The organism is Allobosea sp. P4_C6, assembly GCF_056402015.1.
In genome coordinates, this window is sequence record NZ_JBFUIF010000007.1 from 85882 (window position 1) to 97684 (window position 11803).

The window sequence follows — 11803 nt, forward strand, 5'->3', positions numbered from 1 at the left end:
GATGCGCAGCCGGCCGACGAGGGTGTCCCGCGGCCTGCGTTTCCGTCAATGGCGGAAATGCCGGTGCCCGGTGAAGACCATGGCGAGGCCGGCTTCGTCGGCGGCCTTGATGACTTCGTCGTCGCGCATCGAGCCGCCGGGCTGGATCACCGCGGTGGCACCGGCTTCCGCCGCCGCGAGCAGGCCGTCGGCGAAGGGGAAGAAGGCGTCGGAGGCGACGACCGAGCCCTTGGCGAGGCTTTCCGCGCTGCCTGCGGCCTTCGCTGCCTCGGCGGCTTTCCAGGCGGCGATGCGCGAGGAATCGACGCGGCTCATCTGGCCGGCGCCGATGCCGACCGTGGCGAGATCCCTGGCATAGACGATGGCGTTCGACTTGACGTGCTTGGCGACGCGGAAGGCGAAGCGCAGATCGGCGAGCTCGCGCTCGCTCGGCCGGCGCTTGGTCACGACCCGGAGCTCCATGTCATCGACGACGGCGTTGTCGCGCGACTGGGCGAGGAAGCCGCCGGAGACGGTGCGCAGCGCGAGGCCGGGCGCGCGGACATCCGGCAGGCCGCCGGTCAGCAGCAGGCGCAGGTTCTTCTTGGCGGCGATCATCGCGATCGCTTCCTCGTCGGCATCCGGCGCGATGATGACCTCGGTGAAGACCTCGACGATCTTCTTCGCGGCGGCGGCATCCAGCTTTCGGTTCAGCGCGACGATACCGCCGAAGGCCGAGACCGGATCGCAGGCGAGCGCGCGCTCATAGGCTTCCAGCAGCGAGCCGCCGGCCGCGACGCCGCAAGGATTGGCGTGCTTGACGATGACGCAGGCGGCCGAAGCGTTGGGATCGAACTCGGCGACGCATTCGAAGGCGGCGTCGGTATCGTTGATGTTATTGTAGGAGAGCTGCTTGCCCTGGACCTGGCGAGCGGTCGAAACGCCCGGGCGGTTCTCCGGGGTGCGATAGAAGGCGGCCCATTGATGCGGGTTCTCGCCATAGCGCATCGTCTCGGCGAGCGCGCCGCCAAGCGCGCGGAAGTCCGGCGCGGTGTCACCGAGTTCGTTCGCGAACCAGTTCGAGATCGCCGCGTCGTAGGCGGCGGTGCGGGCATAGGCCTTCTGGGCCAGCTTGCGGCGCAGCGTCAGTGTGGTCGCGCCCTTCTGGGCCTCGAGATCGGCCAGCACCGAGGGATAATCCGCGGGCTCGACCACGACGGCGACGTCATGATGGTTCTTCGCGGCGGCGCGGATCATCGCCGGGCCGCCGATGTCGATGTTCTCGATGCAGTCGTCATAGGGCTTGGCCGCGGCGACCGTCGCCTCGAACGGGTAGAGGTTCACGACCAGCAGGTCGATCGGCTGGATGCCGTGGCCGAGCATCGAGGCCTGATGCTCCGGGTGCGAGCGAATCGCCAGCAGGCCGCCATGCACCTTCGGATGCAGCGTCTTGACCCGGCCGTCCATCATCTCGGGGAAGCCGGTGAGATCGGAGACGTCGCTGACCGGCAGGCCGGCCTCGGCGATGGCCTTGGCCGTGCCGCCGGTCGAGACCAGCGCGATGCCGAGCTTGTGGAGGGCGCGGGCGAAGTCGATCAACCCCGTCTTGTCGGAGACGGAAAGGAGAGCGCGTTCGACGCGGCGAAGTTCATTCGGCATCGGGTCAGGTCCGGCTTGGATTGCAAGGGCAGGCGGTTCTTGGAGCAGCCGCGCGCGGGCTATCATGCTGCGCCGCGAAAGGCAAAGCGCGCCGCCGCAGAACGTCACGCGTCGGGAGCGGATTCCGTGGCCTCGCGCTCGGCGATGGCGGCGGCAACGGTCTTTCCGGCGCGCGGATTGGCGGTGCTGATCCGGCTCAGGCGCCAGGCGATGCGCGGCGTCGTCACGGCATCGAAGGCCACCACGAGCTGTTCGGTGCGGCGGCGCCCGTCGGAGGCGGCGAGAAAAAGGCTTTCCTCGATCGCGATCGGCAGCCCGCCGGCCTCGAAGCTCCAGACTTCGCCGGAAGCGAGCGCCAGCAGCGCGCCGCTGCCTTCGCGCACCAGGCTGGCGCGAACATTGGGGTGAAGATGGAAGCGGACGGCGGCCTGCAGCGCGGCACGCGCACCGGTCAACGTGACCTCCTCTTCGCCCGAGAGCGTGGCGCCGTCGCGGGCGAGCAGGAGCCGGCGCGTATGGACGGCCCCGAGGCTGCGGCGATAGCCGTCATGGCTCGCCACCCATTCCGGGCCGTCAGCGCCATCCTGGCGCGCGACCCGGACATCGCGCGGGCCGGAGACGATCCGCATCTCGCCGAGCACCATCCCGAAATTCGCGCTCGAGCGATCGTCGAGGACGAGGGCCGAATGGGCCGCGGTGCTGCGCGCCGCAAGCTTCAGCTCGGGCGGGCCGAAGCGGCTGGCGCCGCAGTTGACGATGATGCGCTGCGGGCCGCTGGAGAATTCGAAGGCGAGGCAGCCGGCATGCGCCTCGACCGAATAGGCGCCGCGCGGCGGAGCGCCGGCATCGGCGACGACGATGCTGCGCTCGGCGGCGAGGCGGCTGTAGCCGGAATAGGCGGCATGCTCGGTCGGCCGGCCGCGCGCATCGTCGTAAGCCGCGAGCGTGGCCATCAGATCGGGGGCGGTGGTGCCCATGCCGTTGAACAGGGCGAGCGAACCGTCGCCATGCCGGAACAGGCGCAGATGCGGCATCATCCGCTCGATCGCGGTCAGCACGCCGCGCGGCGGCTCCAGCCCGCGCGCGGCGAAGGTCTCGCGCAGCGGCAGCAGGTCGAGCAGGAGCTCGATCAGGAGGCGGGGATTGCGGGAGAGATGCCCGCCATCGGGCAGGATCTGCTCGTCCAGCTCGTCGGAGAGCATCGTCTCGGCGCGGCGCCGGCGTGCATCCTGCCCATCGAGGCAGATCGCCGCGAGCGTGACGGCGATCAGGCCGTTCAGGCGATCCGCGCCTTCCACCGCGCCGGCGAGAGCGAGGCTCAGCCGGTCCGCCAGCCGCGCGACATGGCGCAGGAAGCGCTCGTAGAAGACATGATCGGCGCCTTCGAGCAGCAGCGGGGAATGCGAGAGAAAAGCGATCAGCCGGCGGGCCGCCACGGCCGGGCGGCGGCCGATATCGTCCCGGTCGCGGCGCTTGGCCATGAAATCCTCGACCAGGCTGCGGGCATTGGCGCGTGCGATCGCGGTATCGGCGGCCCGCATGTGGCGCAGCCAGCCGAAGCCGTGCAGGGCCTCCGCCCAGGCCTCGCTCGGGGGCTCGACATCGAAGGGGGATTCGCCATGGCTGCGCAGCGTGCGGCCGGCGAAGGTGTAGTAACCGGCGTAGAAATCGCCGGCCGTCGTCGGATCGGCGGTGCGCAGGTCGTGGGGGGCGAACAGCAGGCGGGTCGCGGTGTTGCGCCCGAAGGGCCAGAGCCTACGCGTTGCGCCGACGAACTGGCCACGGGTCCGCCGCGCCGCCCGTCCGATCGCGGCCTGGGCCAATCCCCGTCGCTCAGACCAGCCGCTCAAATCTCCCGTATGCTCCGTCCCCGTGCGCGACGCCGTGCCGCGCGGATACTGCCAGAGGAATCGCGCCGTCCCACTGCGCGAATCCCTGTTCCGTCATAGCCTGATCAGGCGGCTTGCGTAAAATCCCGCCCATCCCGAAAGGCGCGGGGTTTCGCCGCGGAGCTGGTGCGGCAGGGTCCGAATATCGCCGTTCGCGTCGATTGCTTCCGACAAACCGCCGATTTCCGCCGCTTCGACGGGCTTGCGCCGAAACTGGGGATGACGCGCGAGAAAGGCTTCGATCTGCGCTTCGCCTTCCTGCGCTTCCAGCGAACAGGTGCAGTAGACGAGGCGCCCGCCGGGCTTGGTCAGGCCGGCGGCGGCATCGAGCAGGCGCGCCTGCAAGCCTGCGAGCCGGTCGCGATCGTCCGGGAGCTTCGTCCAGGCAACATCGGGATGGCGCCGGATCGTGCCGGTGGCGCTGCAGGGTGCATCGAGCAGGACGGCGTCGAAAGGTTCGGCTTTCCAGCTCGTCGCATCGGCGGTCACGACCTCGGCCGTCAGGCCGAGACGCGCGAGGTTGGCCTTGAGGCGGCGCAGGCGCGGGCCCGAGCGATCGAGCGCAGTCACATTCGCTCCCGCCGCCGCGATCTGGGCGGTCTTGCCGCCGGGGGCGGCGCAGAGATCGACGATCCGCTCGCCGGGGGCCGGCGCCAGCAGCATCGCCGGCAGCGCGGCTGCGGCGTCCTGCACCCACCAGGCGCCTTCGTCGAAGCCGGGCAACCCGGCGATGGCGTGCCGCTCGCGCAGGCGTACCGAACCGTTCGGCAGCGCGATACCCTCCAGCGCTTCCGCCCAGCGGGCAGGGTCGGCCTTGACGGAAAGGTCGAGCGGGGGTTCCTCGCGATGGCTCGCTGCGATCGCCGCAGCCGCCGCCTCGCCATAGGTCTCGCTCCAGCTCTCGGCCAGCCAGTCGGGCGTGTCGAGGAAGGGGTCGGCCTGCGCCTCGGCCAGGATCGCGTCGCGCTCGCGCACGATGCGGCGCAGCAGGGCATTGCCGAGAGCGACGTAGCGGGCCGAGCGCAGGTCCTCATGCAGATTTCGGATCGCGAGATCGACGGCGGCATGATCGGGCACGTCGAGGAAGAGAATCTGCGCGGCCGCGGCCGTCAGGATCGGCTCGAACGGGCCGGATTTGCGCGGGCTGCCGCGTTCGAGGCGCTGATCGACGGCGTGCTGGATCGTCCCGAGCCGTCGGAAGGCGGTGACGGCGATGGCGCGCGCTAGCCCGGCATCGGCGGCGTCCAGGCCCGAATCCGGCAGCAGCCGCTCGAAGGTCTCGTCGAGGGCGACGCGGGCGCGCAGGACTTCGTCGATGATGATGGCGGCGAAACGGCGCGCCGGCAGTCCGGGCGCATCGCTGCGTCCCGATTCCACGGGTTCCGGCGCGGGGCGGCTGGGGGAGGGGCGCTCGGCCATTTTCAACCCCAAGGTCCGGGCTGGCGGGGCGTATTATCCCAAGGGCCGCCGCCGGCTTGACCCCAGGGGCTGCTGCCGGCCTGGGCGGAGAAACTCGTGCCGCCCGTGCTGCGGCCGATGCCCATGGCGCTGGCCTGCTCCATCAGCGCGGCGATGCGGTTGCCGGTGTCGGGATGGGTCGAGAACAGATTATCCATGCCGCCGCCGGTCAGGGGATTGATGATGAACATGTGCGCCGTAGCAGGCTTGGCCTCGGCTGTCTCGTTGGGAATGTGCTGGACGGCACCGGCGATCTTGGCGAGCGCATCGGCGAGCCAGACCGGATTGCCGGCAATCTCGCCGCCGAGCCGATCGGCCTCGTATTCGCGCGAGCGCGATATCGCCATCTGGATCAGTGCCGCCGCCATCGGCGCGAGAATCGAGAGCAGGATCTGGACGATGAAGTTCGGGCGGTTGTCGCGCGAGCCGAAGAACATGCCGAAGGTGACGAGCGATGAGATCGCGCCTGCGAAGGTCGCGGTGATCGTCATCGTCAGCGTGTCGTGATTCTTGATGTGCGCCAGCTCATGCGCCATCACGCCCGCCAGTTCCTCATAGGTCAGCGTGCGCAGGATGCCGGTCGTCGCCGCCACCGCCGCGTTCTGCGGGTTGCGGCCGGTGGCGAAGGCGTTGGGCTGGTCTTCCTGGATCAGGTAAACGCGCGGCATCGGCATGTCGGCGCGCGCCGCGAGGTCGCGCACCATGCGGTAGAGTTCGGGCGCGCTGCGCTCGTCGACCTCCTGGGCATTATGGGCGGAGAGCGCCAGCCGGTCGGAATTCCAGTAGCTGAAGAGATTGGTCACGGCGGCGAAGCCGAGCGCCATCAGCATGCCGCCGCCGCCGCCGATCAGATAGCCGACCGCGCCGAACAGCGCGGTGAGGCCTGCCATCAACATGCCGGTGCGAACGTAGTTCATCGGTTCCCCTTCGTCGTCGGCTTCGCTCGGGCGCAACCCCCTCGCGAATGCCGGGTTCGTGCCCTATGTGGTGGGGGCGATCCCGATCCTGCAAGAGAAAGCCTGCAAGGAAACGAGCCGAAATGCCTGACCAAGTCGACGACGATGTGCCATTGGCGGGCCCCGAGCCGAAAAGCCTGTCGCCGGCAGCGCAGCGCGCGCTGGCCGAGGCGGCGGCCCGGCGGGCGGCGATCGATGCGCATGCGGCCGAGGTCGCGAAGCAGCGCGAGGTCAACGGACGCGGCGGGCTCGAACCGGTGCGCTACGACGACTGGGAAGTGAAGGGTATCGCCAGCGACTTCTGAGGTGCCGACGCGCCCGGACCCGCCGAATATTGCCAAGCTGCGAGCTTGCGTTCAAACAGCAGCGGAAAGCAGCGGATTCTCGGGTCATGGATAGCAACGACAAGCGCCTCGCGGCCCTGCGCCGCCTTCTGAACGAGGCGCATGCCAAGCTCGGTTTGAAGCTCGGCTTCCGGCTCTGGGACGGGAGTTCGGTGCCGGCGTCCTGGCCATCGGACGGCCTCGCCATCGCGATCGCCGATGCCGGCGTCCTGGCCGCGCTGGTCCGCAAGCCCAAGCTCGACACGCTGCTCAATCTGCATATCACCGACCGCATCTCGATCCGGAACGGCTCGGTCTTCGATCTCGCGGCGGCGCGGCCCGACGGCAAGCTCGGCCGGCTGGCGCGCGACATCCCGAAGGGCGCGGTCTTCGATGTCATCAGGCGCTTCATCTTCGCGCCGGGCAAGGCTGCCGAGGCCGTCGACCATCGCAGGGGCGACGAGATCGCGCGCGACGGCGCGCCGGCCACCAACAAGGCCAACATCGCCTATCACTACGACGTCTCGAACGATTTCTACCGGCTCTTCCTCGACGAGGAGATGGTCTACACCTGCGCCTATTTCACCGAGGACCATGGCGATCTCGAACGCGCCCAGCGCGACAAGCTCGACATGATCTGCCGGAAGCTGCGGCTGAAGCCGGGCGATCGCTTCCTCGACATCGGCTGCGGCTGGGGCGCGCTGGTCTGCCATGCCGCGCGCCATTACGGCGTCGAGGCCCATGGCGTGACGCTGGCGGAGGAGCAGCTCGCCCTGGCGCGCGAGAAGGTCGAGAAGCTCGGGCTCGCCGGCAAGGTCACACTCCACCTCAAGGACTTCACCCAGATGGAGGGTGAATTCGACAAGATCTCCTCGATCGGCATGTTCGAGCATGTCGGCATCCGCAACCACCCGTCCTATTTCCGGGCGGTGAACCGGCTGCTGCGGCCGCGCGGGCTCTATCTGCACCACACCATCTCGCGCCGCGCCAAGAAGACCGAGAAGGCGTTCAACAAGATGCCGGCGGAATATCGCGCGCTGGTGCGCTACATCTTTCCGGGCGGCGAGCTCGACCATCTCGGCATGTCGATCGCCAATCTCGAGCGCCACGGCTTCGAGATCCACGACGTCGAGGGCTGGCGCGAGCACTACCAGCGCACGACGCGGCTGTGGTGGGAGCGGCTCGACGCCAACAAGGCGAAAGCCGAGGCCGAGATCGGGCCGGAGCGGACGCGGATGTGGCTGCTCTATCTCGCCGGCTGCTCGCTCGCCTTCGAGCGTGGCGGAGCGATGGTCAACCAGACGCTGGCCTCGAAGCGGCGAAAGGGTCCGTCCGGCCTGCCGCTGACGCGGGCGGACCTCTATCGCGATTGAAATCGATTGCGATGAACGGTTCACGGCCGGCTCTGCGCCGGCCAGCCAATCGTTCAGCCACGATGTGCCGATGAAAAAAATGCCCGGCGAAGGCCGGGCCGGGGACTTATTTCTTGATGAAAAGGTCGAGTTTTCCGTGATGCTCGGCCAGCAGATAATAGAAAGTCAGGCGCGACTTGGTCCTGTCCGCCTTCATGTGCTCGCAGATCGCCTTGATCGAACCGTCGAGATCGCCGGATTTCAGGCCCAGCTTCTTCTTCAGGAAGTTCTCGCGGACACGGTCGATCTCGGCCGAATCCGAACAGGCGACGTAACGGGTGTCCGGCTTGCTCATCACCAGCGCATAGGCCTTCGACATGCCGGCGAAGGCAGCATCGTTCAACGGCTTCTTGGCGAACTTCTTCACGTCGGCGAGGTGATCCATCTGGTAGCCCCTTCCTGGCCCGTGGGAGGCACGGGCGGTTGCGTGTCGCGAGGGAAGGTTAACGCGGTTCTTTGCGGGGGGCGAGTGGGAAACGCGCGCTATTTCAGGCTTTTGGAACGGTTTGATGCCGCCTTTGGTCGAAGTCGGGAATGCGCGGCGCGGATGGCGGGGCATTCGCAAATGTGGGTTGAGCACGAGGCTGCGCGGTGTTGCGATGCAGCATCTTCTGGAGCGATGCAATGAAGCCGACGATTCTGATGGTGCCGCGTCTCGCCGACGACGCGATCGAGAAGCTGAAGCAGCTCTATACGGTGATCGGGCCGATCGAGGGCGACGATGCGGCTGCGGTGCCCGACGAGGCGAGACAGGCGCGCGTGCTGCTGACCTATGGCGGGCGGCCGACCAGCGCTGGGCTGATGGACGCCTTGCCGAATCTCGAGCTGATCGCCTGCTATGGGACGGGCATCGAGGGGGTCGATCGCGTTGCGGCCAAGGCCCGTGGGATCAGGCTTTGCAACGCTGCCGACGCCAATGCGCGCAGCGTCGCTGAGTTCGCCATGGGCCTCGTGCTCTGCGTCATGCGCGGGATCGGACAGGGAGACCGCTTCGTACGCGCGGGTCTCTGGAGCAATCGGGGCCATGAGCCGGTAGCGAACACGCCGGATCTCGCCGGCCGGAAGCTCGGCGTCTACGGGCTCGGCGCCATCGGCAGCCGCATCGCGAGCCGCGCCGCCGCGTTCGAGATGGAGGTCGGCTATCACAACCGCTCCGCCAAGCCGGAGCTGCCCTATCGCTTCCATGACAGCCTGCTCGGCCTAGCCGCATGGGCCGATGTGCTCGTCGTCGCCGTCCGCGCCAATGCCGAGACGCGTCATGCGGTCGATGACGCGGTGCTGACCGCGCTCGGCTCGCAGGGCTACGTCGTCAACATCTCGCGCGGCCTCGCCATCGATGAAGACGCACTATGCGACGCCCTCGAACAGAAGCGGATCGCCGGTGCAGCGCTCGACGTCTTCGCCGCCGAGCCGCATGTGCCGGAACGGCTGCGCAAGCTCGAGAATGTCGTGCTGACGCCGCATATCGCGGCCAGCTCGCAGGATGCCAAGCAGGGGCAACTCCGGCTCCTGCTCGGCAATCTCGAGACGTTCTTCGCCGGGCACCCCTTGCTGTCGGAAGTCGATCTTTAGATCGTCTCAGGGCATGACGACGACCGGCGTGCCCATCTGGACGCGGGCGTAGAGGTCGATCACGTCCTGGTTGTGCATGCGGAAGCAGCCATAGGAGGCTGCGGTGCCGATGGTGTTCGGCATGTTGGTGCCATGGATGGCGTATTGTCCGCCGGGTCCAAGGCCGATGACGCGCGCGCCCATCGGGTTGCGCGGCGAGCCGCCGGGAATGACGTCGGGCAGGCGGGGATTGTCGCGCCTGACCTCGGCCGGTGGCGCCCAGGCCGGGTCGACCTGCAGCTCCTCGACATATTTGACGCCGCGCCATTGCTTGCCGGCCTTGCCGACGGCGATGGTGTAGCGGATCGCCTCGCCCGGAGCGACGACGTAGTAGAGCCGGCGCTCGCCGGTGCGGATGACGATGGTGCCGGGCTCGAAGCGTGCATCGCGGATGCCGACGACCTCACGCGCTTGCGCGGCATCGTTCGTGGCGACAATCAGGCCCGGCGCCAGAAGGGCGGCGAGGCCGAGGGCGGCAACATATCTGGCCATGATCGAAACTCCCGTTCGCTGGTGAGCGGGAGTTAGGCTCCCGAGCCGTGAAGCGCGGGTTGAGCGATATGGTGAAGCGGCGATTCAGGATGAATCGTCGGTGAACCCATGGGGAGCGCGGGCTTACGCTGCCGGCCGCGAGCGGTGCTGCTGCGGCAGGAGGAAGGGCAGGCCGGGCGCCGGGGCACGGCTCAGCGTCAGATCGACCTTGAAGACCTGGCGCAGCAGGGCGTCGTCGAGCGTGCGTGCCGGTGGGCCTTGGGCGATAATCTGGCCCTGATCCATCACGACGAGATGATCGGCATAGGTCACGGCGAGGTTGAGGTCGTGCAGCACGATCAGCACCGCGACGCCGCGTGCGGCGATGCTGCGCGCCATGTCGAGCAACGAGAGCTGATGGCAGAGATCAAGGCTGGCGATCGGCTCGTCGAGGAAGAGCACCTGCCGTTCGGCGACGCTCCTGCCGGCTTCGAGCTGGCAGAGCACGCGGGCGAACTGCACGCGCTGCTGCTCGCCGCCCGAGAGTGTCTGGTAGCGCCGGCCGGCGAGATCGATCACGCCGGCGGAAGCAAGGCTCTCGGCGACGATCGCCTCGCGCCGCTGGCGCGTCAGCGCCCGGCCGATGCCGTCGACGCCGAGGCTCGCGACCTCGTAGACGCTGAAGGGGAAGGCGATGCGGGCATGCTGGGCCATGACTGCGCGCAGGCAGGCCATGCGCCAGGCCGGCACCGCCGCGAGCGGCTCGCCGGCGATGCGGATCCCGCCGCCGGCCGGCTTGATCTCGCCGGTCAGCAGCTTGAGGAGCGTCGACTTGCCGGCCCCGTTCGGCCCGATCAGGATCGTCGTCGTGCCGCCGGCGAGTTCGAGCGTGGCGTCGGCAACGAGCCGGCGCCCGCCGGCGACGAAGCTCAGCTCCTGACAGGAGAGGATCGGTACGGACTCAGACATCGAGGACGCTCGAGCGACGCAGCAGCAGCCAGAGGAAGAAGGGCGCGCCGATCGTGGCCGTGACGATGCCGATCGGCAGCTCGGCCGGGGCGACGATCAAACGCGCGACGATGTCCGCGCCGACGAGCAGCATCGCGCCGCCGAGCGCCGAGAGGGGCAGCAGCAGTCGGTGATCGGGGCCGACGGAGAGCCGGATCAGATGCGGCACGACGATGCCGACGAAGCCGACCAGCCCGGCCGAGGCGACGCTCGCACCGACCGCTAGGGCGACGAATAGGATCGCCAGCGCCTTGATGCGCTGGACGGGTATGCCGAGATGGTAGGCCTCGGCCTCGCCCAGCATCAGCCCGTTCAGCCCGCGGGCCAGCAGCGGCATCAGCAGGAGCATGGGCAGGATGATCGGCGCGACCGCTGAGAGCTTGGTCCAGCTCGCGCCGCCGAGGCTGCCGAGCGACCAGAAGGTCAGGTCGCGCAGCTGGCGGTCATCCGAGATGAAGGCGAGGAGGCCGGTCAGCGCGCTCGCCAGCGCGCCCAGCGCGACACCGGCGAGAAGCATGGTGGCGACCGAGGTGCGCCCGCCGCGCGTGGCGATGAGGTAAAGCGCCAGCGTCGCGACCAGCCCGCCGCAGAAGGCACCCATGGGAAGGGCTGCGAAGGGCAGCTTCATCATGGTCCCCGCGAGGAACCGGTCTCCGAGCACGATCGTGGCGGCCGCTGCGAGGGCCGCGCCGCTCGAGACGCCGACGAGGCCGGGATCGGCCAGCGGATTGCGGAACAGCCCCTGCATCAGCGCGCCGGAGACGGCGAGGCCCGCGCCTACGAGCAGGCCGAGCAGGACGCGCGGCAGGCGTATGTTGAGAACGACGAGGACGTCGCGCCCTTCCAGCAATGTCGTATCGCCTGTGAGCCTGGCCATCAGGATTTCGGCGACGCGGCCGGGCGGGATTGAAATGGCCCCTTGGCCGATCGCGACGATGGCAAGCAGCAGGCAGGCCAGGGAGAGGCCGATAACGGCGAGCAGGCCGACGCGGCGCCGGCCGGCGATCAGCGTCGTCAGGGCGGTGGAGGTCATCGAC

Annotated in this window: 11 protein-coding genes; 3 read left to right on the forward strand and 8 right to left on the reverse strand. The window is 68.7% G+C overall.

All coding sequences use genetic code 11. The features are described from left to right. Nucleotides 1-45: 45 nt before the first annotated feature. The 4 genes from purH to htpX all read right to left on the reverse strand — a co-directional run bounded on the left by purH (nucleotide 46) and on the right by htpX (nucleotide 5902). Nucleotides 46-1638, reverse strand: a complete 1593-nt coding sequence (gene purH / locus AC1DVA_RS07135) for a bifunctional phosphoribosylaminoimidazolecarboxamide formyltransferase/IMP cyclohydrolase (protein ID WP_476805488.1) — start codon at nucleotides 1636-1638, stop codon at nucleotides 46-48. A 104-nt stretch (nucleotides 1639-1742) separates the two neighbouring features. Continuing rightward, the gene (locus AC1DVA_RS07140; protein ID WP_476805489.1) at nucleotides 1743-3488 is read right to left on the reverse strand and encodes a heparinase II/III family protein; all 1746 of its coding nucleotides are present in this window, start codon (nucleotides 3486-3488) and stop codon (nucleotides 1743-1745) included. A 93-nt stretch (nucleotides 3489-3581) separates the two neighbouring features. After that, nucleotides 3582-4946, reverse strand: a complete 1365-nt coding sequence (locus AC1DVA_RS07145) for an RsmB/NOP family class I SAM-dependent RNA methyltransferase (protein WP_476805490.1) — start codon at nucleotides 4944-4946, stop codon at nucleotides 3582-3584. A 2-nt stretch (nucleotides 4947-4948) separates the two neighbouring features. Beyond that, nucleotides 4949-5902, reverse strand: a complete 954-nt coding sequence (gene htpX, locus AC1DVA_RS07150) for a zinc metalloprotease HtpX (protein WP_476805491.1) — start codon at nucleotides 5900-5902, stop codon at nucleotides 4949-4951. Between the two features lie 122 nt (nucleotides 5903-6024). Here htpX and AC1DVA_RS07155 point away from each other — a divergent pair, with 122 nt between their 5' ends. Then, a complete protein-coding gene (locus AC1DVA_RS07155; protein WP_476805492.1) occupies nucleotides 6025-6246 on the forward strand; it encodes a DUF1674 domain-containing protein in 222 nt (73 codons plus the stop codon). Nucleotides 6247-6332: 86 nt separating this feature from the next. Further along, nucleotides 6333-7637, forward strand: coding sequence for a class I SAM-dependent methyltransferase (locus AC1DVA_RS07160; RefSeq protein ID WP_476805493.1), 1305 nt, complete (start codon nucleotides 6333-6335; stop codon nucleotides 7635-7637). Between the two features lie 106 nt (nucleotides 7638-7743). On the opposite strand, the gene AC1DVA_RS07165 is transcribed toward AC1DVA_RS07160, so the two are convergent. Next, on the reverse strand, nucleotides 7744-8061 hold the full coding sequence (locus AC1DVA_RS07165; protein ID WP_265050749.1) for a DUF2853 family protein: 318 nt from the start codon (nucleotides 8059-8061) through the stop codon (nucleotides 7744-7746). A 239-nt stretch (nucleotides 8062-8300) separates the two neighbouring features. On the opposite strand from AC1DVA_RS07165, the gene AC1DVA_RS07170 reads away from it, so the two are divergent. Continuing rightward, nucleotides 8301-9248, forward strand: coding sequence for a 2-hydroxyacid dehydrogenase (locus AC1DVA_RS07170; protein WP_476805494.1), 948 nt, complete (start codon nucleotides 8301-8303; stop codon nucleotides 9246-9248). Nucleotides 9249-9254: 6 nt separating this feature from the next. Here AC1DVA_RS07170 and AC1DVA_RS07175 read toward each other — a convergent pair whose 3' ends face one another. The 3 genes from AC1DVA_RS07175 to AC1DVA_RS07185 all read right to left on the reverse strand — a co-directional run bounded on the left by AC1DVA_RS07175 (nucleotide 9255) and on the right by AC1DVA_RS07185 (nucleotide 11799). Then, on the reverse strand, nucleotides 9255-9779 hold the full coding sequence (locus tag AC1DVA_RS07175; RefSeq protein ID WP_265050747.1) for a L,D-transpeptidase: 525 nt from the start codon (nucleotides 9777-9779) through the stop codon (nucleotides 9255-9257). 123 nt (nucleotides 9780-9902) lie between these two features. After that, entirely contained in the window at nucleotides 9903-10727 is an 825-nt protein-coding gene (locus tag AC1DVA_RS07180; RefSeq protein WP_265050746.1) for a heme ABC transporter ATP-binding protein, read from the reverse strand. After that, the gene (locus AC1DVA_RS07185) at nucleotides 10720-11799 is read right to left on the reverse strand and encodes a FecCD family ABC transporter permease (protein WP_476805495.1); all 1080 of its coding nucleotides are present in this window, start codon (nucleotides 11797-11799) and stop codon (nucleotides 10720-10722) included. Before AC1DVA_RS07185 ends, AC1DVA_RS07180 begins: the two co-directional genes overlap by 8 nt. Nucleotides 11800-11803: the final 4 nt, after the last annotated feature.